The 24,389-nt window shown below is 65.5% G+C and carries 23 protein-coding genes and 1 pseudogene; 17 read left to right on the forward strand and 7 right to left on the reverse strand.

Translation table 11 applies throughout. From position 1 onward, the window contains the following. Nucleotides 1–46: 46 nt before the first annotated feature. Entirely contained in the window at nucleotides 47–1,234 is a 1,188-nt protein-coding gene (locus ABIA40_RS12925) for a pyridoxal phosphate-dependent aminotransferase (protein WP_404541358.1), read from the reverse strand. Between the two features lie 205 nt (nucleotides 1,235–1,439). Here ABIA40_RS12925 and ABIA40_RS12930 point away from each other — a divergent pair, with 205 nt between their 5' ends. From ABIA40_RS12930 to aat, 10 genes are all read left to right on the forward strand, one after another. After that, nucleotides 1,440–2,840 (forward strand): M48 family metalloprotease, encoded by a 1,401-nt coding sequence (locus ABIA40_RS12930; RefSeq protein WP_404541360.1) that lies wholly within the window; start codon nucleotides 1,440–1,442, stop codon nucleotides 2,838–2,840. A 96-nt stretch (nucleotides 2,841–2,936) separates the two neighbouring features. Next, a complete protein-coding gene (locus ABIA40_RS12935) occupies nucleotides 2,937–3,704 on the forward strand; it encodes a DsbA family protein (RefSeq protein WP_036022886.1) in 768 nt (255 codons plus the stop codon). Nucleotides 3,705–3,913: 209 nt separating this feature from the next. Continuing rightward, the gene (locus tag ABIA40_RS12940; protein ID WP_404541362.1) at nucleotides 3,914–4,795 is read left to right on the forward strand and encodes a DUF1236 domain-containing protein; all 882 of its coding nucleotides are present in this window, start codon (nucleotides 3,914–3,916) and stop codon (nucleotides 4,793–4,795) included. A 230-nt stretch (nucleotides 4,796–5,025) separates the two neighbouring features. Further along, nucleotides 5,026–5,493, forward strand: a complete 468-nt coding sequence (gene aroQ / locus ABIA40_RS12945; protein WP_157285922.1) for a type II 3-dehydroquinate dehydratase — start codon at nucleotides 5,026–5,028, stop codon at nucleotides 5,491–5,493. Nucleotides 5,494–5,528: 35 nt separating this feature from the next. Continuing rightward, on the forward strand, nucleotides 5,529–6,017 hold the full coding sequence (accB, locus tag ABIA40_RS12950) for an acetyl-CoA carboxylase biotin carboxyl carrier protein (RefSeq protein ID WP_157285923.1): 489 nt from the start codon (nucleotides 5,529–5,531) through the stop codon (nucleotides 6,015–6,017). Nucleotides 6,018–6,099: 82 nt separating this feature from the next. Beyond that, a complete protein-coding gene (gene accC / locus ABIA40_RS12955) occupies nucleotides 6,100–7,458 on the forward strand; it encodes an acetyl-CoA carboxylase biotin carboxylase subunit (RefSeq protein ID WP_157285924.1) in 1,359 nt (452 codons plus the stop codon). A gap of 105 nt (nucleotides 7,459–7,563) precedes the next feature. Further along, nucleotides 7,564–9,090 (forward strand): CHASE3 domain-containing protein, encoded by a 1,527-nt coding sequence (locus tag ABIA40_RS12960; RefSeq protein ID WP_404541365.1) that lies wholly within the window; start codon nucleotides 7,564–7,566, stop codon nucleotides 9,088–9,090. Then, entirely contained in the window at nucleotides 9,087–9,527 is a 441-nt protein-coding gene (locus ABIA40_RS12965) for a response regulator (RefSeq protein WP_036000093.1), read from the forward strand. Before ABIA40_RS12960 ends, ABIA40_RS12965 begins: the two co-directional genes overlap by 4 nt. Then, a complete protein-coding gene (locus tag ABIA40_RS12970; protein WP_404541367.1) occupies nucleotides 9,524–10,639 on the forward strand; it encodes a sensor histidine kinase in 1,116 nt (371 codons plus the stop codon). The genes ABIA40_RS12965 and ABIA40_RS12970 overlap by 4 nt, the downstream gene beginning before the upstream one ends. Before the next feature lie 55 nt (nucleotides 10,640–10,694). Next, nucleotides 10,695–11,375, forward strand: a complete 681-nt coding sequence (gene aat, locus ABIA40_RS12975) for a leucyl/phenylalanyl-tRNA--protein transferase (protein WP_271546745.1) — start codon at nucleotides 10,695–10,697, stop codon at nucleotides 11,373–11,375. Between the two features lie 11 nt (nucleotides 11,376–11,386). On the opposite strand, the gene ABIA40_RS12980 is transcribed toward aat, so the two are convergent. Beyond that, the gene (locus ABIA40_RS12980) at nucleotides 11,387–12,415 is read right to left on the reverse strand and encodes a DUF2155 domain-containing protein (RefSeq protein WP_404541369.1); all 1,029 of its coding nucleotides are present in this window, start codon (nucleotides 12,413–12,415) and stop codon (nucleotides 11,387–11,389) included. Between the two features lie 182 nt (nucleotides 12,416–12,597). On the opposite strand from ABIA40_RS12980, the gene ABIA40_RS12985 reads away from it, so the two are divergent. Continuing rightward, entirely contained in the window at nucleotides 12,598–13,656 is a 1,059-nt protein-coding gene (locus ABIA40_RS12985; protein WP_404541371.1) for a Na+-dependent transporter, read from the forward strand. Between the two features lie 26 nt (nucleotides 13,657–13,682). Further along, the gene (locus tag ABIA40_RS12990; RefSeq protein ID WP_404541373.1) at nucleotides 13,683–13,937 is read left to right on the forward strand and encodes a PepSY domain-containing protein; all 255 of its coding nucleotides are present in this window, start codon (nucleotides 13,683–13,685) and stop codon (nucleotides 13,935–13,937) included. Nucleotides 13,938–13,978: 41 nt separating this feature from the next. Here ABIA40_RS12990 and ABIA40_RS12995 read toward each other — a convergent pair whose 3' ends face one another. Then, nucleotides 13,979–14,875, reverse strand: coding sequence for a LysR family transcriptional regulator (locus ABIA40_RS12995; RefSeq protein WP_404541375.1), 897 nt, complete (start codon nucleotides 14,873–14,875; stop codon nucleotides 13,979–13,981). Between the two features lie 98 nt (nucleotides 14,876–14,973). Here ABIA40_RS12995 and bla point away from each other — a divergent pair, with 98 nt between their 5' ends. Beyond that, nucleotides 14,974–15,852 carry a class A beta-lactamase gene (gene bla / locus ABIA40_RS13000; protein ID WP_404546225.1) on the forward strand — a complete coding sequence of 293 codons (879 nt, stop codon included), beginning with the start codon at nucleotides 14,974–14,976 and terminating at the stop codon, nucleotides 15,850–15,852. A gap of 65 nt (nucleotides 15,853–15,917) precedes the next feature. Here bla and ABIA40_RS13005 read toward each other — a convergent pair whose 3' ends face one another. Continuing rightward, nucleotides 15,918–16,856, reverse strand: coding sequence for a GlxA family transcriptional regulator (locus ABIA40_RS13005; RefSeq protein ID WP_404541377.1), 939 nt, complete (start codon nucleotides 16,854–16,856; stop codon nucleotides 15,918–15,920). Between the two features lie 104 nt (nucleotides 16,857–16,960). On the opposite strand from ABIA40_RS13005, the gene ABIA40_RS13010 reads away from it, so the two are divergent. After that, entirely contained in the window at nucleotides 16,961–17,647 is a 687-nt protein-coding gene (locus ABIA40_RS13010) for a DJ-1/PfpI family protein (protein WP_404541379.1), read from the forward strand. Nucleotides 17,648–18,149: 502 nt separating this feature from the next. On the opposite strand, the gene ABIA40_RS13015 is transcribed toward ABIA40_RS13010, so the two are convergent. Next, on the reverse strand, nucleotides 18,150–18,557 hold the full coding sequence (locus ABIA40_RS13015; RefSeq protein WP_157288059.1) for an NADH:ubiquinone oxidoreductase subunit NDUFA12: 408 nt from the start codon (nucleotides 18,555–18,557) through the stop codon (nucleotides 18,150–18,152). A gap of 241 nt (nucleotides 18,558–18,798) precedes the next feature. Here ABIA40_RS13015 and ABIA40_RS13020 point away from each other — a divergent pair, with 241 nt between their 5' ends. From ABIA40_RS13020 to ABIA40_RS13030, 3 genes are all read left to right on the forward strand, one after another. Continuing rightward, nucleotides 18,799–19,533, forward strand: a complete 735-nt coding sequence (locus tag ABIA40_RS13020) for a BA14K family protein (protein ID WP_404541381.1) — start codon at nucleotides 18,799–18,801, stop codon at nucleotides 19,531–19,533. A gap of 240 nt (nucleotides 19,534–19,773) precedes the next feature. After that, entirely contained in the window at nucleotides 19,774–20,196 is a 423-nt protein-coding gene (locus tag ABIA40_RS13025; RefSeq protein ID WP_157287617.1) for a response regulator, read from the forward strand. Then, nucleotides 20,193–22,451: a CHASE3 domain-containing protein gene (locus ABIA40_RS13030; RefSeq protein WP_404541383.1), complete on the forward strand. Its 2,259-nt coding sequence runs from the start codon at nucleotides 20,193–20,195 to the stop codon at nucleotides 22,449–22,451. Before ABIA40_RS13025 ends, ABIA40_RS13030 begins: the two co-directional genes overlap by 4 nt. A 188-nt stretch (nucleotides 22,452–22,639) precedes the next feature. Here the strand turns inward: ABIA40_RS13030 and ABIA40_RS13035 are convergent. Next, nucleotides 22,640–23,198 (reverse strand): annotated as a pseudogene (locus ABIA40_RS13035) (alpha/beta hydrolase); the annotation flags it as partial. Next, a complete protein-coding gene (locus tag ABIA40_RS13040) occupies nucleotides 23,098–24,378 on the reverse strand; it encodes a malonyl-CoA decarboxylase domain-containing protein (protein WP_404541385.1) in 1,281 nt (426 codons plus the stop codon). The pseudogene ABIA40_RS13035 and the gene ABIA40_RS13040, both read right to left, overlap by 101 nt. Between the last annotated feature and the right edge of the window lie 11 nt (nucleotides 24,379–24,389).

Genomic DNA, 24,389 nt, shown 5'->3' on the forward strand with positions numbered 1-24,389 from the left:
GAACGGTCAGGCACGTCGAACTCCGGAGGGCTGTCGAAACTGGCGGCTATTTAAGCCAGTGAGCGATCCGGTCAACTGCCTCCCGCATCTCATCGAGCGAGCGTGCATAGGAAAAGCGGATGAATGAACGGCCATGGACAGGATCAAAGTCGAGGCCGGGCGTTGTCGCCACGCGCGCCTGCTCCAGCATCTGCTTTGCGAATTCAAAACTGTCCGAGGTGAAATCCGAGACGTCGGCATAGAGATAGAAGGCGCCGTCAGCCGGCAGGAATCTCGTCAGTCCGGCCTTGGGCAAGCCATCGATCAGGACGCGCCGGTTTTCCTGGTAGCCGTGCTTGATCGCCTCCATCTCGGCCGTGCCGTCGAAGGCAGCCTCCGCTGCGATCTGCGACAGCGCGGGCACCGAGATCGAGAGGTTCTGCTGTAGCCGCTCGATCGGCCGCACAAGGATCTCGGGCACCACCATCCAGCCGACGCGCCAGCCCGTCATGCAAAAATACTTCGAGAACGAATTGATCACGAGCGCGTGCTCGGATAGCGCGGCCGCCGTCACGGCCGGCAACGCGTAATCGAGCCCGTGATAGATCTCATCGGAGATGAAGCGGATGCCGGCATCTTCCGCCGCCGCGATCAGGCCGGCGAGCGCTTCACGGGACATCATCGTGCCCGTCGGATTGGCGGGGCTGCCGACCAGAACACCCTTCAGCGGTGCCTTGCGATGCGCCGCGAGCAGGGCCTCGCCGGTCAGCGCGTGACGCGTTTCGTTCGTGGTCTCGATCAGCACCGGCTCGCAGCCGAGCGCGGTCAGGATATGTCGATACGGCGGATAGCCCGGCACCGTCACGGCGACGCGATCGCCAGGTTCGAACATCGACAGGAAGGCCAAGATGAAGCCGCCCGATGAGCCCGTCGTCACCACGATCCGCTCGGGGCTGACATCGCAGCCATAGGTGCCGCGATAATGGCGCGCGATGCGCGCGCGCAGACCGGGGATGCCGAGCGCGGAGGTGTAGTCGATCCGTCCGGCCTCGAGCGCCGCATGGGCGGCCGCGATCGCAGTCCTGGGGGCGCCGGCCGCGGGCTGGCCGACCTCCATATGGATCACATGACCGCCGGCGGCCTCGATTCGGGCCGCCGCGGCCATGACGTCCATCACCATGAACGGGGGAACATCGCTGCGGCGGGAGGGCTCGAGCCACTGCCCCAACCGGTTCCTCAATGTCGCGTCGCGCATCGATTTCTGCTATTGGCTGGCGAACCGGTCCGTCCGGTCCGTAAACGGGGCGCTTGTGCCCCAGACTGGCCGCATTGTACGGCTCATAAGGGCACCGTTCACAAGGGCATATCGCGTATCCGGTCCGCCGCCAATCACCAAAACCAATCACTGAACTGCTTGACCAAGATCACTTGACCGAGCCCCTTTTGACCAAGACCGCTTGATGTCGCTCCAGATCGCATTGCGCAAGAAGGCCTCCGCCCTCACCGCCCTCGTCACGGCCACGGCGATCGCGCTGACGCCGTTCTCGGCCGCGCGCGCTCAGGCCAAGGGGCCGCCGGTCCTGCGCGACACCGAGACCGAGCAGCTGCTGCGCGAATACACGCGTCCGATCCTGCGCGTTGCGGGTCTGGAGAAGCACAACATCCAGATGGTGATCATCAACGACGGCTCGTTCAACGCCTTCGTCGCGGATGGCCGCCGCATCTTCGTCAATTGGGGCGCGATCCTGCAATCGGAGACGCCGAACCAGATCATCGGCGTGCTCGCGCACGAGACCGGACATCTGGCGGGCGGCCATCTGTCCAAGCTGCGAGAGCAGCTCGCCGCCGCCCAGACCCAGATGATCATCGCGATGCTGCTCGGCGCCGGCGCGATTGCGGCCGGCAGCACGCAGCGCAGCGGCGTAGGCAACAACGGGCTCGCCAATGCTGGCGCGGCCGCCATCGCCGCTCCGCAGGAGGTGATCCGCCGCACGCTGCTGTCCTACCAGCGCCAGCAGGAGGAGAATGCCGACCGCGCCGGCGTGAAGTTCCTGGCTGCGACCCAGCAATCGCCCAAGGGCATGTACGAGACGTTCAAGCGCTTCACCAGCGAGAGCCTGTTCGCTGCGCGCGGTGCCGATCCCTACCTGCAGTCGCATCCGATGCCGGCCGAGCGCGTCGCCGCGCTACAGGAGTTCGCAAGCTCCAGCCCCTACTGGAACAAGAAGGACGATCCCGCGCTCCAGCTTCGGCACGACATGGTCCGCGCCAAGATCTCCGCCTTCATGGAGCGGCCGGAGACGGTGTACCGCCGCTATCCCCAGACCAACGACAGCCTGCCGGCGCGCTATGCCCGCGCCATCAGCACCTATCTGCACGGTGATCTACGCAGCGCGCTCGCCCAGATCGACGCGCTGATCCAGGTGCAGCCGAACAACCCGTATTTCTACGAGGTGCGCGGCCAGGCGCTCCTGGAAAGCGGCAAGGCGGCCGAAGCGATCGCTCCCTTGCGCAAGGCCGTCGCCCTCTCGAACAACGCCCCCCTCATCGAGATGTTACTTGGGCAGGCTCTGGTCGGAACCGATAATAAGGCCTACACCGACGATGCCGTTCGGATTCTCCGCGCCGCGGTGGCCCGGGAGCCCGAGGCGGCGCTCGGTTATACCCAGCTCGCGATGGCCTATGGCCGGAAGGGAGATTATGCGGAGGCAGATCTCGCCTCGGCCCAGGCCGCATATTTGCGCGGCGACAACAAAACCGCCCGCGAGCTTGCCACGCGCGCGAAAACACGTTTCGCCGTCGGCACCCCCGGATGGGTCAAGGCCGACGACATCGTGGCGGCGAAGCCGCCGCGCAACTGACGCAAACTCGAACGACGCCCGACCACGACGTCACGACACCGGGCTTGAATCCGCCGGGACGTTCTCGAAACCTGCTTTGGATAAGAGGATTTGACTATGCCTTCGCTGCGCCTGCTCGCTCCTGCCCTGTTCGCGCTCGCCATGTTCGGCGCAGCCGTGCCCGCCTCGGCCGACAGTTTCTCCGACAGCCAGCGCACCGAGATCGAGAAGATCATCAAGAACTATCTCGTCAGCCATCCCGAGGTGCTCGAGGAGGCCATGGCCGAGCTCAGCAAGCGCCAGGCCGCGGCCGAAACGCAGAAGCACCAAGCCAGCATCGCGCAGAACGCCGAGGCGATCTTCAACTCGCCACGCCAGGTCGTGCTCGGCAACAGGGACGGCGACGTCACCTTCGTCGAGTTCTTCGACTACAATTGCGGCTATTGCAAGCGTGCGATGGACGACATGCTGACCATCATGAAGGGCGATCCGAAGCTGAAGGTGGTGCTGAAGGAATTTCCGGTGCTGAGCCAGGGCTCGGTGGAAGCGGCGCAGGTCGGGGTCGCCGTGCGCATGCAGGATCCCTCCGGCAAGAAATATCTCGACTTCCATCAGAAGCTGCTCAGCGGCCGCGGCGCCGCCGACAAGGCCCGCGCGATGCAAGCCGCCAAGGAAGCCGGTCTCGACACGGCTCGCATCGAGAAGGACATCGCCAGCCCCGAGGTGCGCGCCACCCTCGAGGAGAATTTCAAGCTCGCCGAAGCGATGGGCATGAACGGTACGCCGAGCTACGTCATCGGCAAGCAGATCGTGATCGGTGCCGTCGGCGTCGAAAGCCTGAAGGAGAAGATCGGCATTGCCCGTTGCGGCAAGGCGACTTGCTGATCACACGTTTTACGATAGCGAGAACAGAAAAGGCCGGCAGACATGCCGGCCTTTTTTCTTGCGCGGAACGTTGGCGCTTTCGTGCAAAGTCATTCATCTGGCGTTCAACAAACAAATGCCGCGGAACAGTCCAAGTTCCGGAACAACTCAAATCTCCTTTCGTTGTCGGCGCGGGCAATGACGCGAATGAACACGTGAGGAGAATTTCGATGTTGAACCGCTTTATGATTTCGGTTGCCGCAGTCGCGCTGGTGGCGGGTACCGGTCTGGCGAACGCACAAGACAAGGGCCGCGACAGCGGCGCTGGCTCGCAGCAGATGCAGCAGTCCCAACCCTCCGGCGGCGCAGCCGAGCGCGGCGGGTCGATGGGCCGGGACTCCATGAGCCATGACAAGGGGACCGTTGGCCAGGCCGGCGGCTCCGGCGCGATGAAGTCCGAAGACAAGTCCGGCGCGATGAAGGACGAACGCCCCTCCGGCGGCGCGATGAACAAGAACGCGGCCGAGGACAAGTCTGGCACCACCAAGGGCCAGCGCACCGACGACCGCGCGCAGGGTCAGATGGACAAGTCCCAGCAGGACAAGTCCAAGAGCATGAGCCAGGACACCAGCAAGTCCGGAGCTAAGGACCAGAAGGACATGAAGGCCGAGGGCAGCAAGAGCGGCACCTCGACCACCGAGACCCAGAAGGGCACCGGCACGAGCACCAACCAGAATGTCCAAGGCCAGACCGGCACGAGCACGAACCAGAACGCGCAGGGCCAGACTGGCACCAGTTCGACCCAGAACGTCCAGGGCCAGAGCTCGACCACGGTTGGCCAGGCGGGCGCCGCTGCCAAGCTCTCGACCGAGCAGCGGACCCAGATCACCTCGGTGATCCGCGAGCAGCGCGTCGCCCCGGTGACGAACGTGAACTTCTCGATCTCGGTCGGCACCCGCATTCCGCGGGAGGGCATCACCCTTCACGCCCTGCCGTCGCGGGTCGTGTCGATCTATCCGGAATGGCGGAGCTACAAGTACGTCCTGGTCCGGGAAGAGATCGTGATCATCGATCCGGACACCTATGAGATCGTGGCCGTCCTGAACGTCTAAGGCCGGACACCGGCAAGCTCTTGGGGGCGGGCAGCGATGCCCGCCCCTTTGCATGCACCCGGCAGCCATGCTTCAGCCTGGTTAACAAGCAAATTCCGTAGTTTCCGCACAGGTTTTTGCGCACTGGATGAGGTGGCTGACCCCGCCCCTGAGGCCCTTCAAGGCTTCCCCTCACGCGCTTTGTTACCTATAACCCCCGCCACGCCGAAACACCTCTTTCCGGGATTGGAATGGCCGAACCTGCAACCGACACGATCCTCGTCCTGAACGGGCCGAACCTCAACATGCTGGGGACCCGCGAGCCCGACAAGTATGGCCATGCGACGCTGGCCGACGTCGAGGCGCTGTGCCGGGACACGGCCGCGACGTTCGGCCTGAAGGCGGACTGCCGGCAATCCAACCGCGAAGGCGAGCTGATCGATTTCATCCACGAGGCGCATCGGCGCAAGATGAAGGGCATCATCATCAATGCCGGCGGCTATTCCCACACCTCGATCGCACTGCACGATGCGCTGCTCGCGGTGCAGATTCCGACGGTCGAGGTGCACGTGACCAACATCCACGCCCGTGAGAGTTTTCGTCACCATTCCTACACTGCGCGCGCGGCTTTCGCCTCGCTCTGCGGTTTCGGCATCGAGGGCTACCGCCTCGCCATCCAGGGCCTTGCCGCCAAGCTCGGCATCAAGCCCAACGCCTGACGCTCCCTTCCAACAGAACATTCGGATCAAACAACATGGCGCGCCAGCCAGACGACAAAGCAGCCGCAAAGTTTTCCAGCGAGGATTCCGCGCTCGTCCGCGAGCTGGCACTTCTGCTCGATGAGACCAGCCTCACCGAGATCGAGATCGAGCGAGCGGGTCTGCGCCTGCGCGTCGCCCGCAACATCAGCGTTGCCGCGACCATGCCGATGCAGGTGACGGCTCCTCCGGCCGCCCTGCCGCTGGCAGCAAGCCCCGCGGTCCCTGCCGCGGCCGATCTGTCGAAGCATCCCGGCGCCGTGACCTCGCCGATGGTCGGCACGGCCTATTGGGCGCCGGAGCCGGGCGCAAAGCCGTTCATCGACGTCGGCGCCAAGGTCTCGGTCGGCCAGACCCTGCTGATCATCGAAGCCATGAAGACGATGAACCAGATCCCCTCGCCGCGCGCCGGCACGGTGACGCAGATCCTGGTCGAGGATGGCCAGCCGGTCGAGTACGGCGAGCCGCTGGTGATCATTGAGTGACGCGAATGGGGAATAGCGAATAGCGAATGGCGTCAGCCTTCCCTACTCGCCATTCGCCACTCGCCATTCGCTGCAGGACAACATGTTCGACAAGATCCTCATAGCCAACCGCGGCGAGATCGCCCTTCGCATCCTCAGGGCCTGCAAGGAGCTCGGGATCGCCACCGTCGCCGTGCACTCCACCGCCGACGCCGATGCCATGCATGTGCGGCTGTCGGACGAGAGCGTCTGCATCGGGCCGCCGGCGTCCAAGGACAGCTATCTCAACGTGCCCGCCCTGCTCGCGGCCTGCGAGATCACCGGCGCCGATGCCGTGCATCCCGGTTACGGCTTCCTCTCCGAGAACGCGCGCTTTGCGGAAATCCTCGCCGAGCACAATCTGCACTTCATCGGTCCGAAGGCCGAGCACATCCGCCTGATGGGCGACAAGATCGAGGCCAAGAAGACCGCCAAGCGCCTCGGCATCCCCGTGGTGCCCGGCTCGGACGGCGCCGTCGGTCCCGACGACGATGCGATGGCGATCGCGAGGAAAATCGGCTTCCCCGTGCTGGTGAAGGCGGCGGCGGGCGGCGGCGGCCGCGGCATGAAGGTCGCGCACAGCGAGGCCGACCTGCAGCTGGCGCTGTCGACGGCGGCCAACGAGGCCAAATCCGCCTTTGGCGATGCTTCCGTCTATCTGGAAAAATACCTGCAGAAGCCGCGCCACATCGAGATTCAGATCCTCGGCGATGGCCGCGGCGGCGCGATCCATCTCGGCGAACGCGACTGCTCGCTGCAGCGGCGCCACCAGAAGGTCTGGGAGGAAGGCCCCTCGCCCGTGCTCGCTGCCGCCGCGCGCGCCAAGATCGGCGAGACCTGCGCGAAAGCGATGCGCGAGATGAAATATCTCGGCGTCGGCACCATCGAATTCCTGTTCGAGGACGGCGAGTTCTACTTCATCGAGATGAACACCCGCATCCAGGTGGAACATCCCGTCACCGAGAGCATCACCGACATCGACCTCGTGCTGGAGCAGATCCGCATCGCCGCCGGCGGCGACCTGCCGGCCAGGCAGGACGAAGTCCAGGTCATCGGCCATGCGATCGAGTGCCGCATCAACGCCGAGAATCCGCAGACCTTCCGCCCCTCGCCCGGCCGGATCCTGCAATATCATCCGCCCGGCGGCCTCGGGGTGCGGATCGATTCCGCCGTCTACCAGGGCTACACGATCCCGCCCTATTACGACTCCCTCGTTGGCAAGCTGATCGTGCACGGCAAGACCCGCGCCGAATGCCTGATGCGGCTGCGCCGCGCCTTGGACGAGATGGTGGTCGAAGGCATCGAGACCACGCTGCCGCTGTTCCGCGCGCTGGTGCGCGAAGCCGACATCATCAACGGCGACTACCACATCCACTGGCTGGAGCAGTACCTGGCCGGCAAGGCGGAACCAGCGCCGCGATAATCACATGCTCTCATGGAACCCCTTGCCTCCAATCGCGTTCTGGATGGTTGGGGCAGTTCCAAGGGGGCGTTTTGAACTCCATTGCCTGCAGACAGGTGAACCGTCGTGACGGCTGAAGGCCAGCGACGGCGCGCATTCTGGCAGATCCTGCTGTTCGCGGCGGGCCTTTTGGTGCTGACCGTGATCAGCGCCGGTTCCGTCTACCTCGTCAACAAGGCGCGGGAGGATAGCAAATGGGTGGTTCACACCATCGAGGTGGAGAACCAGATCAATGCCCTGCTGCTGGAGATCCGACGTGCAGAGAGCGGCGCCCGTGGCTACCTGTTGACCGGGGAAGACAACTTCAGGACTGATCATGAAAAGGCCGTGGCCGCCATCATCCCGGCCCTCGACAAGCTCACCCGCCAGAGCGTCGACAATCCGGGGCAACGCGAGAATGTCGAGAAGCTGAGCACGGCGATTGAAACCCGGCTCAGCCAGTTCGCGCAGGAAATGGCCTTCATTCGGCAAGGCCAGGCGGACAAGGCCACGGCACTGGTGCGTGAGCTGGCAGCCCAGGACGCCACGGCGAGGATCGCCAGCGTCGCCAACACGATGATGCGGGAGGAGGAGCGGCTGTTCCGCCTCCGCACGACCAACTCCGACCGCAGCCAGACCCTGGCCGCCTCGATGACCGGAATCGGCTCCGGCCTCGTTGTGGTGCTGGCGCTGATCTCGATCTGGCTGGTGCGGCGTTCGGCACGCGTGCGCGACGAAGCCGAAGCGCGCCTGCGCGAGGCCTACGCCAACCTCGAGACCGTCGTCGACGAACGCACGGCGGACCTGCGCGAGGCCAACGACGAAATCCAGCGCTTTGCCTATATCGTCAGCCATGATCTGCGCTCGCCACTCGTCAACATCATGGGCTTCACCAGCGAGCTCGATGAGCTCGGCGGCGACATCTTCCGCCGCATCGGCAGCCTCGCGCACGCCCCCGCGGAAGGAGCGCCGCTCGCGCCCGCCGCGCCGGGTGAGATCGCGCTGGAGGGCGGCGACAAGCAGCTCCAGGAGGATTTCTCCGAAGCGCTCGGCTTCATCAAATCGTCGATCGCCAAGATGGACCGGCTGATCTCGGCCATCCTCAATCTCACCCGCGAGGGCCGGCGCGAATTCCAGCCGGTGAAGGTCGACACGCGCGAGTTGATCGAGGCCATCGTGACGACGCTGGCGCACCAGGCCGCCGAGGCGCAGGCCGAGATTCACGTCGAGCCCCTGCCGGACCTCGTGAGCGACCGTCTCGCCCTCGAGCAGATCTTCTCCAACCTGATCGACAATGCCATCAAGTATCTCAAGCCCGGCGTGCCCGGCGAGATCAGAATCCGCGGGCGGACCAAGCTCGGCTACGCTATCTTCGAGGTCAGCGACAACGGCCGCGGCATCGATCCCAAGGACCACCAGCGGATATTTGACCTGTTCCGCCGCGCGGGAACCCAGGACAAGCCCGGCCAGGGCATTGGTCTTGCCCATGTGCGTGCACTTGTGCGTCGCCTCGGCGGCACCATGTCGGTATCATCGGAACTCAACACGGGCAGCACCTTCACGATCACGCTGCCGATCGCCTGGAACGTGAGCAACCGGAACAGAGATCGATGACCCAGCCTGTCACCATCATCATGGTCGAGGACGACGAGGGCCATGCCCGTCTGATCGAGCGCAACATCCGCCGCTCGGGCGTCAACAACGAGATCGTCTCCTTCACCACCGGGACCGACGCCATGCGGCACCTGTTCGGCGCCGACGGCTCCGGGCTCGTGCAGAAGGGCAACGCGCTCCTGATCTTGCTCGACCTCAACCTCCCCGACATGACCGGGATCGACATCCTGAAGCAGATCAAGGAGAACAAATACCTGAAGGCCTCGCCCGTGGTGGTGCTGACCACCACCGACGATTCCCAGGAGATCAAGCGCTGCTACGAGCTCGGCTGCAACGTCTACATCACCAAGCCCGTCAACTACGAGAATTTCGCCAACGCCATCCGGCAGCTCGGTCTGTTCTTCTCGGTCATCCAGGTCCCGCCCGCCGCCACATGAACCAGCGCACGCCGACACTGCTCTACATTGACGACGACGGGGCGCTGGCGCGCCTGGTCGATCGCGGCCTGACGCGGCGCGGGTTCCGGGTCGTCCATGCCGCGAGCGGCGAGGAAGGGCTCGCGCGCATCCGCCGTGCCGCCGCCCAGAACAGCACCGAAGGCGGCATCGACGTCGTCGCGCTCGATCAGTACATGCCGGGCCTCGACGGGCTCGAGACGCTTGAGCAGATCATGGCGATCCCGGACGCGCCGCCCGTCGTGTTCGTGACCGCCTCGCAGGATTCCAGCATTGCGGTGACGGCGCTCAAGGCCGGAGCGGCCGACTATCTGGTCAAGGACGTCCAGGGCGACTTCATCCCGCTCCTCCACGTCGCGGCCGAAGGCGCGCTACGCCAGGCCGAGCTGCAACGGGCGCGCGAGGAAGCCGAGGCCGAGATCCACGCCTCGCGCGACCGCTACGCGGCGCTCGCCGCCGAACGCGAGCTCCTGCTGCGCGAGGTCAACCACCGCGTCGGCAACTCGCTTCAGATCATCGCCTCGCTGCTGCACCTGCAGGCAAGCTCCGCCGCGCAGGACGAGGTCAAGGCGGCGCTGACCAACGCGATGGGTCGCGTCGCCGCGGTGGCCCAGGTGCACCGCCGCCTCTACACCTCGCAGGACCTCAAGAGCGTGGTCCTCAATCAATATCTGGACTCGCTGCTCGAGGATCTCAGGCGGTCGGCCGAAGGCAACCGCATGTCGCGCCTGACGCTGAAGGCCGAGCCGATCGAGATCGATCCGGACCGTGCGGTCGCCGTCGGCATCATCGTCAACGAGCTGGTGATGAACGCGGTGAAATACGCCTACCCCGACGGCGCCGGCCCGATCCATGTCGAGCTGATCTCGCAAGGCGACGACCTCCTGCTCTCGATCACCGACGACGGCGTCGGCGACAACGCCAAGGCCGATCCGCGCTCCACCGGCATGGGCCAGCGCATCGTCGCGGCCATGGCCACCAAGCTCGACGCCACGGTCGAGCGCGATCCCGCGCATTCCGGAACCCGGGTCGTGCTGAAGTTCGGCCGCTTGCCCGCCAGCGTCGGCAAGACCAGCACCGCTGCCGCGAGCTGAGCGGTCCGGCCGCACCCATCGCAACTGCATTGCGATCCTGCTATGATGGCAAGCCATGACTTCGCGCGACTCCGCCCCGTCTGAAATCACGCCGGCCGTGCTGCTGCGCGCTTATGCCTGCGGCATCTTTCCGATGGCGGAAAGCGCCGACGATCCGACCCTGTTCTGGGTCGAGCCGGAGCTACGCGGTGTCATCCCGCTCGACGGCTTCCGCGTCGCCTCGCGCCTTGCGCGCACGGTGCGCTCGGATCAGTTTCGCGTCACCGTCAACACCGCGTTCAAGGCGACCATCGCCGGCTGCGCGGCGCCGCAAGTGGGCCGCGAGGACACCTGGATCAACAAGCGCATCCGCGACCTCTATGGCGGGCTGTTCGAGCTCGGCCATTGCCACAGCGTCGAAGCCTGGCAGGGCGACGAGCTCGTCGGCGGTCTCTACGGCGTCAGTCTGGGGCGGGCCTTCTTCGGCGAGAGCATGTTCCACACCGTGCGCGATGCCTCGAAGGTCGCGCTGGTGCATCTGGTCGCGCGGCTCATTCACGGCGGCTTCGAGCTGCTCGACACCCAATATGTCACCGAGCACCTGAAGAGCTTCGGCGCCGTCGAGATCTCACGGCGACGCTACACCGCGCTGCTCGACAGGGCGCTGGCCGGCGAGCCCGGCGATTTCCTGAAGCTCTCCGCCGGCGAAGCGATCCCGGGCGCGAGCGCCCTCGAAATCATCGCTTCGCGGCAATAACGAACGCCTCGCTAGCGGCCAAATCCGGGGATGCCGAACAGGCCTGGGCGCTGCTCCGGTGGTGGCGGCGGTGGCGGCGCCGGTTGCTGCTGCTGGATCGGCGGCAGCGGCTGCGGCGGGCGCTGCTGCACCTGCTTGGGCGCGGCCTTCTTCTGCGTGGGCGGCGGTGGCGGCGGCTTGGCCGCGGCCGGATCCGGTGCCGCCGTCGCCACGGTCTGCTGCGGCTCTTTACAGTCGGTCAGCCAGATGTCGTAGATCGGATGCTCGACGCCGTGCAGGCCGGGGCTCGCCGCGTACATCCAGCCCGAGAAGATCCGCTTCACCTCGCCCTGCAAGGTGATCTCGTCGACCTCGACGAAGGCGTCGGTGTTGGCCGCTTCAGTCGCCGGACGCGTGTAGCAGGCGTTGGTCTTGACGCGGAGCGCACCGAACTGGACGGTCTCGCCGATCTCCTCGTCGAAATTGATGATGCGCCCGGTGATCTTGTCGAGGCCGGAGAAGGTCGCCTTCTTGTTCACGATCTTCTGGGCCGGCGGCTCCGTCACGACCTCGTCGCCCGGCTGGAGGCTGGCCGGCGTCTGCGGCACGCCGCCCTTCTGCTGGGGCTGCCGCTGACCGGGCGCTCCGGGAGCGCCTTGCGGACCCGGCGGATTGATCGCGGCTGAGGGCGGCTGGTTCGGCGGCGCGAGGGTCGAGCCCGGCGGCGGTGCTAGGGGCTGGGTCTCGACCGGCCCGGGCATCACGTTGCCCTGCCGGCCCGGAGGCGGCGGCATCGGGCGCGACGGCAGCACCCGGCCCTGCGGCGGCAGCTCCGGCACCTCTTCGTCGTCCTCGGGCATCTGCTGCGGCTGGGGCTGGCCGCGCGGAATGCTGCCGGGCGGCCGCAGTGGCGGCGGATCGGAGAAGATCGTGCCGATCTGCGCACTTGCCGGCGTCGCAGCCGTCAGTGCGGTGGCGGCCAAAAGCGCCGCAAGACCGGTCAGGGAAAAGGTTTTGAACATTTCGCGCGGCTTCAACAGCGAATCGGGCTCGTTGGACATTCTACAGGGGATACCGCCGCTCGCAGGCCCTCCGGTTAACACGCCGAATACGGCGGGGGAAGGGCGGCATCCCTGCCCTTCCCGGCCCGGTCTGGCCAGGCCGGCTCCCGGATGGGATAGTCGTGAGCCCCCTCCCCGGGGCCGAATGCGGGTATGCCCCCGAACCGACAATCCCGACAGAAATGCCCTCCCTCCTCGAAGCCGCCCTCGCCCTCCCCCTGCGTGCCCTCGCATGGCTCGGTGGCCAGGGCACGCGCGCGGTGGCGGCGATTGCCTTCATCGCGGTCGCGGTGCCGCCGCTCGGCGCGCTGCTGCGCCCCTACGTCACCGAGGCGATCTTCCTTCTGCTCTGCATCTCCTTCATGCGCGTCGATCTCGTCGCGCTGTACGGACATCTGCGCCGGCCGGCGCTGGTCGCGGCCGCCACGGCCTGGACCACGATCGGTGTGCCGCTGATCGTCGCCCTCCTCGCCCAGGGAAGCGGGCTCGACAAAAGCTCACCCGGTCTCTTCCTCGCGCTGATGCTCCAGGGCATGGCTTCGCCGATGATGGCAGCGCCCGCGCTCGCCGCGCTGATCGGCCTCGACGCCACGCTGCCGCTGGTCACCCTGGTCACCGCGACCGCGCTCGTGCCCTTCACCGCCTCGCTGTTCGCGAGCCTCTTTCTCGGCGGCATGCTCAGCATCTCGCCGCTCGCGCTCGGCCTGAAGCTGCTCGGAATCCTCGCCGCATCGCTGCTGGCCGCGACCGTCATCCGCCGCCTGTTCGGCACCGAGGCGATCCAGCGCCACAAGCGGCCGATCGACGGCTTCAACATCCTCATCCTGCTGGTCTTCGCATCCGCCGTCATGGGCGACGTGGCGCACGATTTCGTCGCTGATCCGCTGTTTGCGATCACTGTCGCACTGCTCGCCTTCGCGGTCTATTTCACCCTGCTCGCGGTCACGACATTGATCTTTCGGCGCGCCGGCACCGAGCGCGCCTTCGCCATCGGCCTGATGGTGTCACAGCGCAATCTCGGCCTGATGCTGGCGGCAACCGCCGGCGCATTGCCGCCCACCACCTGGCTCTATTTCGCGCTGACGCAGTTTCCGATTCACCTTGCGCCCTACATGCTGATGCCGATCGCGCGGCGACTGAGAGTGCGCGCAAATGCGCCCGACGAGGCAACCAAGACTGACGCACCCTCGTTCGCGTCGCACCGACGCAGGGGAGGAACATCCGTTCAGGACCCCGGTTGAAGCCTCTAACCGCAAGGAGGTTAGCGATGAAGTTCGCCATGATTCTGGTTCTCGGCTCGCTTGCCATGGGCTCGGCAGCGAGGGCCGATCAACCCGGACCTGACTGGATGCCGATGGAACAAGTGAAAGCCAAGCTCATGGAGTCCGGCTATTCACAGGTCACCAAGCTTGAAGCCGACGATGGCCAGTGGGAGGGCGAGGGAGTCAAGAACGGCCAGAAGATGGAATTCCACGCCGATCCCAAAACTGGCGCCATCGTGAGCGAAAAGCCGGATAAGTGAACATCGCCGCAGTCCGCTTGAGCAAGGCGGACTGCGCAAGTTCACTTGATTCCCATCCTCTTGCATTCGGCCAATATCCACTGCCGGAATGCCTGCATCGCGTGCGTGTGCCGCTTTGATTTGAGGGACGTGAGCCAGTACGACCCAAGATGGACGCGCGTGTTGTAGGGACAGGCCAGGCGTTTCCGGGCGACCTCCTCCGAGAACAAGATGACCGGCAAAAGTGCGACCCCGCCTCCGCGAGCCGCAGCATGCGCCAAGGAAATCGATGAATCGAACATCGGACCCGTCATGCGCGGCTGGCTGCATTTCGCTGCCTCGAACCACTGTGTCCACTCGCCGGATCGGTAGGACCGCAGCAGCACTTCTTGATGGAGATCGATCGGGTCTTTGAGACGCTTCGCCATCGCTGGCGTGCACATCGGAGTGAAGGGAGCATCGACCAAGCGCTCTGCGTTGGTACCGTGCCAGGCGCCGTCGCCAAATCGAATGGCGAAGTCCAAACCCTCGGCGCCGAGATCGACACGATTGTTGTTCGCAAAGATCCTGATATCGACCTGCGGGTGGCTCGAGGTGAAAGTCTTGATGCGAGGAACGAGCCAGCCTGCTGCGAACGTTCCGACGACGCCGATCATCAGCGTCTCCCGCATGCGGCCATTTTCGAAACGATCCAGCACCTGGTTGATGCGACCGAAAGCATCGGAAATGGCAGGCAACAGCGCCTCGCCTTCCTCCGTAAGGGCAAGCCCTCGCGTGAGCCGCCTGAACAGCTCCACACGCAGGCTTCGCTCCAGAGTTCGCACTTGCTGGCTCACTGCGGCCTGCGACACACGGAGTTCCAGGCCGGCCTTGGTGAAGCTGAGGTGGCGCGCTGCCGCCTCGAAAGCACGAAGTGCGTTCAGCGGAAGATTGGAAACGCTGGGAGGTCGGCGGGCCACGTCTGATCCAAGTTTTACTTATGGTTGGCCTTACGAAGCATCGTTTGTCAATCGCGGGAGCACGCAGCAAAAAAGCGCAGTTTCAATGGGAGTTCACGATGCTAACGCGACGTCAGTTCGGATCATCCACACTTGTGCTCGCGGGACATTTCTTCCTCTCGAACGCTTCGAGCGCTGCGACACTCGAAACAACACGACTGTTGGAGGCCATCAGACAACTTGAAAGCGGCGGCCGGCTCGGCGTCACCGTGCTCGACACGCAAACCGGCGCGTCGATTCATCATAGGGGAGACGAACGATTTCCGATGTGCAGCACCTTCAAGGTGCTTGCGTCCGCAGCAATATTGAAGAGGCTGGGAGACAAGCTGGACGGCCTCGATCGCCGCGTCCGCATCGAACAATCCGACATCGTCGAGAATTCGCCGATCACCCGTGAGCATGTCGGTCCGGAAGGCATGTCGCTGCGCGAACTCTGCGAGGCTGCCATTACGAGGAGCGACAATACGGCGGGGAACCTGCTTCTCAGGAACATAGGAGGCACCGCCGGCTTGACCGCCTTCGCGCGCAGCCTCGGTGACGACGTGACCCGATTGGACCGCGTAGAGACCGAGTTGAACGAAGCTGCGCCCGGCGATGTTCGCGACACGACGAGTCCAAACGCGATGGCTGAGAATTACAGGCGTCTGGTGCTCGGCAACGCGCTCCCGCCGGCAGGTCGGGAGCAGCTGTCCAAATGGATGATCGCGAACAAGACAGGCGACAGCCGATTGCGCGCCGGCTTGCCGCAGGGCTGGCGCGTGGGCGACAAGACCGGAACGGGCGGCCACGGCACCAACAACGACGTCGCGATCGCATGGCCACCTCAGCGTTCGGCGCTCATCGTGGCAGTTTATCTCACGGGCGCCTCTGTCGATTTCAGCGGCCAGAATGAGGTGATTGCCTCCGTCGGACGAGAGGTCGGCAAGGAATTCGGCTGACCGCAGAGCTGACGTTCGTGCCGAAGCGGCCGGCGTCCTGGAAGGGAGGTCTGTGCCGGGTGCCCCTACCCCGCCCGCGCCGCGCGCCGCAGGGCCTGCGGCGGCTGGCCATAGGCGCGGATGAAGGCGCGCCGCATGCGCTCGGGGTCGCGGAAGCCGGTCACCTCCGCCACGCGCTCGATCGCCTCGCGCGAGGACTGCACGCGCTCGCGCGCGACTTCGAGCCTGAGCCGCTCGATCGCCTTGGACGGCGTCGTGCCTGTCTCGGCGGCGAAGGCGCGGGCAAAATGCCGTGCGCTCATTCCGGCGCGATCGGCGAGCTCCTCCACCGTCAGCGGCGCGTCGAGATTTTCGCGCGCCCAGGATAGCAGTGCACCGAAGCGACCGTTCGGCGCCTTCAGCTCCAGCAGCGACGAGAATTGCGACTGGCCGCCGCTGCGGCGATGGTACAGCACGAGCTGGCGCGCGGTCGCTTGCGCGATCTCCTCACCGTGGTCCTCGGTGACCAGCGCGAGCGCGAGGTCGATCCCTGCGGTGATACCTGCGGATGTCCACACATTACCGTCGCGGGTAAAAATCTGGTCCGGCTCGAACTTCACCTTGGGAAAACGCGCGATGAAATCGCGCGTCCGTCCCCAATGGGTGGTGGCGCGGCGGCCATCGAGAAGCCCCGCCTCGGCCAGCACGAAGGCACCCGAGCAGACGCTCGCGACCCGCACGCCGCGCCGCGCCAGCCGCTGCACGAAGGCCCGCGTGATCTCGCAGCGCGCGGCCTCCGCGACGCCCATGCCGCCGGCCACGACGAGCGTCGTGATCGCGTTCGCGGTCTTGAAGTCACGCGCCATCATCTCGACGCCCGACGAGCTGCGCACCAGCCCCGGCTTGGCAGCGAGAACGCGGATAGCTGGCGCCTTGCCGATGCAGCGCGCTGCAATCTCGAACGCCGAGATCGGGCCCGAAGCATCGAGCAGCTGGAAGTCTGGAAAGATCAGGATGCCGATCATGGGCCAACCCGTAACGCATGTCCGAAAGCGAGGGAATTATGCCATTTCTGACAGAAAGGCACCATGCCATTCTGCCGGCGTCAAGCGCATTATCGGAGGCTCCCATGTCGTCACCGCTCCAGATCGGAATCCTGGTATTTCCGCGCGTCACCCAGCTCGACTTCACCGGCCCCTTGCAGGTGTTCGCCATGGTGCCGGACGCAAAGCTGCACTTGATCTGGAAGCGGATCGAGCCGGTGCCGAGCGATTCCGTGCTGACGCTGACGCCGACCACGACCTTTGCGGATTGCCCCCAGCTCGATGTCATCTGCGTGCCGGGCGGCCAGGGCACCAACGACCTTCTCAACGACGAGGACGTGCTCGAATTCCTGCGCAGGCAGGCGGCAGGCGCCAAGTACGTCACCTCGGTGTGCACGGGATCGCTGGCCCTTGGCGCCGCGGGCCTCTTGAAGGGCTACCGCGCCGCCACCCATTGGAGCGCAATGGAGATGCTCGCGCAGTTCGGCGCGACGCCGACCAAGACCCGCGTCTGCGTCGATCGCAACCGCATCACCGGTGGCGGCGTCACCGCAGGCATCGATTTCGCGTTGACGCTGGTCTCGATCATGGTCAATCGCACCACGGCCGAAGCGATCCAGCTGCAGATGGAATACAATCCAGCCCCGCCGTTCAATGCGGGATCGCCCGACACCGCGCCGGCTGAAGTGCGGGCGCTGCTGAGGGAGCGCGGCGCGCAAAACCAGGCGCAACGGCTCGAGGCGGTGAAGCGCGCGGCCGTGCGGGTGAACTAGCTGCGACCCTCGTGTCCCGGACGCGCTGCAGCGTGCAACGCTGCTGCGCAGAGCCGGGACCCAGGAAGCTGCGGGGTCCGTTGCAGCATGGGCCCCCGGCTCTGCAGCACATCGCTAAAGAAGCGCTGCGCTGCGTCCGGGCACGTGACCCTTCCTGGACCTCTCCCAAAGAAAAAGGCCGCTCGGTTTCCCGAGCGGCCTTTCCTGTCTCACGGTGGCTGCACATTCACATCGGGCGATGTCGGAGCTTCCAGACCGGGGGCCTATCTCCCGATCGAGTCCTTCCTCGGCGGCCGCTGCATCTCGGGACAGTCGCGAACTGTTGCCCGAACCGAACGCGATGGTCTCCCATCTCCGTAAGATGGGATCATTGAGCCGCATCGCCCGCCCCGAGGCAACGGCCGCGCAAGCGGCGTCCCCGCTGTTCCCGTTGTCCACAGCGGCGCGGCGCGGATGCATATGCATCCGCTTTTGACGATGGTTCGTGGGTGGGACGAAAGGACTAGCCGGGCGTCCAGGGCTGATAGTCGCCGGTCGCCTTGGGACGCCTGCCGCTGGCGAGCGTCGAGCCGGAGGGCCGATAGGCCTTCGCTGTGCCGGTGAGATTCGGCTGGTGCGGCTTTTCCCACTCGCGCGGCTGGTAATCGATCTCGGTCGGCGGCTTGTCGACGACATGGTGGATCCAGCCATGCCAGGACGGCGGAATCCGGCTCGCTTCCGCATAGCCGTTATAGATCACCCAGCGCCGCTCGAAGCCGAGCGTTGGATCGATCGCCCCGCCCTGCGTGCGGTAGTAACGGTTGCCCTGCTCGTCCTCGCCGACCAGCTCGCCATACCGCTTGGTCCAGAGCTGGGTGCCAAAGGTCTGGCCATTCCACCAGGTGAAGAACTTGAGAAAGAATTGTTTCATGCGGCAAGGGCCCTGCTTCGTGGGGTCCTGATGCCATCCGGGGGGCGAAATGTCCAGTTCGGCAGGCGCGTCGGCGCCCCCGGCAAGTCCGCCTGCCGCGCACACCCCTGCCGCAAAGCGGACGCGATTCATTCATGCCCGATACAGCGGCGGGACCTGAGGCTCCATGCGCGCGCAAACCGGCGTGATCCCAGGAACCCACGCGCTTTCGCAGGGTTGCTTTCCGGGAAAGGAGTTTACCATGAACAATCTGAAATTATTGAGTGCCGCTGCGACGGTGGCGTTGGTTCTTCCCTTGGCGAGCCCGAGCATTGCGCAGCAGAGTCGTGCCGCCGCGGTCGGAGCGGGCGGTGGCGCCGCGGTCGGTGGCGGAGGTGCCGCGATCGGCGGCGGAGGTGCCGCAGTCGGTGGCGGAGGCGGCGGCTTCGGTGGCGGCGCCCGCATGGGCGGCGGCGGCGCCGCGTTCCAGGGCGGTGGCGGCGGTTTCGGGGGCGGAGCCGCGATGCGCCCGGGCGGTGGCAATTTCGCAGCCGGGGGCGCGGTTCGTCCGGGCGGTGGCAGTTTCGTCGGGGGCGCGGCAGACCGTGCCGCTATCTCGCCAAGCTTCAGTGGGACCCGTAGCGCTGCAGTCGCGGGCAACTGGCAGGGCGGCAGCGGCAGCTGGCAGGGCGGCAGCGGCAATTGGAGCGGTCGTCACTGGCACGGCGGCCGCCACCATCACCATCGCCACGGCGGCTTCTGGCCGGGCTTCGCGGCTGGCGCCGCGTTCGGCGGCCTCGGCTCCTACGCCTATTACGGCAGCGGCTACGGCTATTACGATGATCCCTACTACTACGGCTACTATGACGAACCGACGGTGGCCGTGGTGCAGGATGGCGGCGGCGACCCCGCCTATTGCGCGCGGCGGTTCAAATCTTACGACCCGGCCTCGGGCACCTATCTCGGATACGACGGCCGGCGGCATCCTTGCCCGTAAGCAGATCGCCGAGACGAGAGGCGAAAGGCGTCGCAGCGATGCGGCGCCTTTTGCGCGACCGGCGTCTTCCTCACTCGCTTCGGCTCGATCTCGCGTGCACGGATAAATACAAATCGATGCAAATGGACCTTTATGCACCAAACCGTGCATACCTTGCGCGATCCAATCGCAAATTGACCGGACCCACGATTCGCGGATATCACAAACCACAGTGGGGACTTCGATCTTCTGGGAAGTGTCATGCCGCGTATTCTCGTGGTTGATGACGATCCGATGGTCGGCGCGACCATCGAGGTCCTCCTCCAACGTCAGGGCTTCGACGTCACGCTGACCGACGGCGGCGAAACAGGACTGGCTGCGCTGGAATCGCAAGCCTTCGACGTCATGCTGGTCGACATCTTCATGCCGCATATGCGCGGCTTCGAATCCATCCGCATCTTTCACGAGCGCGCCCCTGCCACGCCGCTGATCGCGATGTCGGGCTATGCCTTCGCCTCGTCCGCCTCGCCCTCTCCCGATTTTCTCCGCATGGCGCTGGAACTCGGCGCAACGCGCTGCCTGCGCAAGCCGTTCACGCCGGAAGCGTTGCTGACCACGATCCGGGAATGCCTCGCCGGCGCGGACGCGAGCGCGCCGCCGAAGGACCAGAAAGAAGCCCCTTGATCCCAACGCAGCGCGTCATTCTCGGTGCTGGACTTGCCATCCTCCTGATCATCACCGCGGCGTCGATCGCCCTCGACGTCAAGTCGCGGTCCGACGCGGCGTCGGTGAACCACACCGTCCAGGTGCAAAAGAAGATCTCCGATCTGCGCGTGCTGCTGCGCCGGGCCGAGAGCGCCGCGCGCGGCTACGAACTCTATCGCAGCCAGGGCTTCAGCGACGAGTTCCAGGCGGTGCACGCCAAGATCGCGCCGGCCCTCGCCGAGCTCAAGCGCGACGTGCGCGACACCCCCGATCAGGTCGCCCTGCTTGAGGGCACCGAGCCGCTGGCGCTGCGCCGGATCGAGATCGCCGCCACCGCGATGCGCCTGCGGGCCGCCGACGACCAGGCCGGCATTGCCGCGCTCAACAGCAAGGCCGAGGGCCGCGGCCTCATGGACACGGTGATGCGCAATCTCGACCGCCTGAGCGCGGAGGAAGAACGCCTGCTCGCCGCCCGCTCCCAGGATTCGCGCCGCACCGGCGTCGTGCTGCTCGGCATCGACGTCGCCGGCGCCGTGCTGATCCTGCTCCTGGTCGCGTTGGTGATGCGCGAAAGCCGCCGCACGACCGGTGAGCTCCAGAGCTCGCTCGAGCAGACCCAAGCCGCCAAGGCGGCGCTCGAGGCGGCGGTGGCCGAACGCACCGAGCACCTCGTCGCCGCGCATGACGAATTGCGCCTGTCGGTCAACGTGCTCCAGAGCACGTTTCGCAGCATGGCGGAGGCGGTGCTGGTCATCGACGCCGAGGGCACCGTGCTGCTCTCCAATCCGGCCGCCGAGCGCATGCTGCTGCATCGCACCGGCATGAACGTCGGCAATCTGCGCGCGCTGTCCGACGTGTTTCACGGCGACGGCGTCACGCCGCTTCCGGCCGACGAGCTGCCATCGACGCGCGTGCTGCGCGGCGAGCAGTTCGAAGAGCTGGAGATGATCGTCCGCCCGCACAGCGGCAACCCGCCGCGCCATCTCATGGTCAGCGGCCGGCCGATGCGGGACGGGCAAGGCAACATCTCCGGCGCCGTGCTGGTCTATCACGATGCGACGACCTCGCGCGAGACCGAGCGGCAGTTGCACCAGTCGCAGAAGCTGGATGCGATCGGCAAGCTGACCGGAGGCGTCGCGCACGACTTCAACAACATGCTCACGGTCATCTCCGGCAACACCGAGACACTCGTGGAGAACCTGAACGACCAGCCCGAGCTGCAGCGCACGGCCCGGCTGATCGACGATGCCGCCGAACGCTGCGCCGAGCTGATCCAGCACCTCTTGGCGTTCGCGCGCCGGCAGCCGCTCGAGCCGCGCAACGTCGACATCAACGCCGCGATCTCGGACATCGCAAAGCTCCTGCGCCCCACCCTCGGCGAGCAGATCCAGATCGAGACCGTGCTGGAACAGGGGCCGATGACGACGCATATCGATCCGTCCAGGCTCACCAACGCCGTGCTCAACATGGCGATCAACGCCCGCGACGCCATGCCGGGCGGCGGCAAGCTGCTGCTGGAGACCCACCGCGTCGTGCTCGACGAGGCCTATGCGCTGGCCAATGCCGACGTGGCAGCGGGCCCCTACATCATGCTCGCGGTCAGCGACACCGGCACCGGCATGCCCCCTGACGTGCAGCAGATGGCGTTCGAGCCCTTCTTCACCACCAAGGAGGTCGGCAAGGGATCCGGCCTTGGCCTCTCCATGGTCTACGGCTTCGTCAAGCAATCCGGCGGCCACATCAAGATCTACAGCGAGGAAGGCCACGGCACCACGATCAAGCTCTATCTGCCGCCGGGCGAAGGCGCCGCGGACGTCGCAGCCGGCGTCACGCCGACGGCCGAAGGCGGCGCCGAGACTATTTTCGTGGTCGAGGACGATCCGCTGGTCCGCAACTTCGTCACCGCGCAGCTGCAGAGCCTCGGCTACAAGACGGTCGCCGCGCCCGACGGCAAGGCGGCGCTGGACCTGATCGAGGCCGGCCAGAGCTTCGACCTGCTCTTCACCGACGTCGTCATCCCCGGCGGCATGAGCGGCCGCGAACTCGCCGAAGAGGTGGCAAGGCGCCGGCCGGGCGTGAAGGTGCTCTACACCTCCGGCTACACCGACAACGCCATCGTCCATCACGGCAAGCTCGACGACGGCGTGCTGCTGCTGACCAAGCCCTACCGGCGCAACCAGCTCGCGGAGATGATCCGGAAGGCGCTGACCGGCGGCGGGATGGCGCCGAGCTAGCGCGTGAACTCTTAAATCCGCGATGTCTGCTTATCCCCCAACAGCGGCGCAGTAGCGGACATAACAGGAGGTCCGAGAAGGGCCTATAGCCGACCTTCGCAGCAACGGATCGTCCCTGCAACAGCGAGACATTCTGCTTTACATAGTGATGAGTATAGCCTGCCATGACTGCTGCGCCCGTCTCTCAGCTTGCCGGCGAGTAGCGCTCTCTGGAACGGCTCCTGCACCGCATAGAGCGCCTTCCCTTTTGCCTTCGGCAGGTCACCCGCGAAATCCCGCAGGAAGGCCTCTTCGGAAAGGCCTCCCTCGTCGCCGTCAAACACGATTCCAGCCCATGCCGGTGGAGTCGGATAGGTCTTAGCGAGCGTGGTGTAGTCTTCGCCAGCGTCCGCCGCGCGCGCCGCTACATAGACCAGCGCGAGACGTTCGGATGAACGCCAGCTTTGGTGACGATCATGCCGGAAAAGGAATGACCGGCCAGAACCGTTAGGCCAGCGGCCGCGCAAGCACGCGCTCGCCCGCAGCCACCGCCTCAGGAAGTGTGGTCAGCGGGTTTTGCACGGAGGTGACGTTCAACCCTACCGCCTGTAAGCGCGGAATGACTTCCGACCAGCTGGAGCCGTCGGCGAACGAACTTGATCGCGGCTCAGTCGGTGATGTGCAGTAGAGCATCGACGTCAGGCGAACGGACGATGGTGCCGTCGCGTACAAATGCTTCGTGATTGGTCTCAATGCTGTTGTGGTCATAAAGATAGTTGACCATGATCCCGAAGGATTCTTGAATCGCACGCAGAGCGGTATTGCCGAGCCAATTGATGCGCTCGAGCCGTGCGCCGTTGCCGAGGTGAAAACGCGCCACGGGGTCGATGCGTATCGAGGGCTTCCGTGTCAGATAGCTAGCGCAGAGCCGCAGCAAGGGCACGCGCAGCTTCTCGCTCTGCGCCGGGTCATTCCACCAGCTATCGCTCTCCAGTTGCGATAACAGCGCCGCATCGGGATCACTTGCATTTGCAAGCCGATTAGCGAGCCATTGCCGAAATCCCGGTACCGGCGATAGGGTGGAAAAACGCTTCAGCTGCGGAAACTCCGACTGCAGCTCTTCAACGACCTGCTTGATCAGGAAATTGCCGAACGCCACGCCGCGCAGTCCGTCCTGACAATTGGAGATCGAATAGAAGATCGCGGTGTCGGCGCGGGCGGCGCGCTGCCGCGCGATGGCTTCACCGTCGTCCTGCGACAACAACGGCTGCACGGCCGTGGCCAGTCCTTCCACCAAAGCAACCTCGACGAAAATCAGTGGCTCGCCTGGAAGTGCGGGATGAAAGAAGCCAAAGCAGCGCCGATCGGGTGCAAGGCGCCGGCGCAGGTCGTCCCAGCCCTTGATTTCGTGCACGGCTTCGTAGGCGATCAGCTTTTCCAGCACCGCGGCCGGTGTCTGCCAGTCGATGCGCCGCAACTCGATGAAGCCGCGGTTGAACCACGAGGCGAACAAATGCTTGAGGTCCGCGTCGAGCAACTTCAGTTCGAGGTCAGTGCGCATGTATGAAGCAATTTCGCTGCGCATTGCGATCAGCGCGCTGATCCCGCCGGGTGCCATGTTGATTCGCCGCAGCACTTCCTGGCGCGGCGGCTCGGCAGCACGCGCGAGTGCGGCCGCGGCTTCTGCGGTGCCTTCGGCGAGGTAGCGCTGCGCCGCCGCGCGCAAAGCGGGGCCGTGAGGATGAAATTCCGTGGCGAGATAGCGCTGAAAGCAGCGGCGATCGTTGTCGTGGAGTGCGCCAAGCAGCTCGCGCAATTGCCGCGCGACCAGCGCTCCTGAGGCCTGGCTGCGCTCGGAGAGCAGCGATGCTGCGAGCTGCTTCGCGCGATCGAGGGGCGGCATTGTCGTGCTGGATGGATCGTTGAAAGTTCGGCGGATTGCGGACATGACTATTCCTC

Origin of the sequence: Bradyrhizobium sp. USDA 223, from assembly GCF_044909005.1 — a bacterium.
GTDB lineage: Bacteria > Pseudomonadota > Alphaproteobacteria > Rhizobiales > Xanthobacteraceae > Bradyrhizobium > Bradyrhizobium yuanmingense.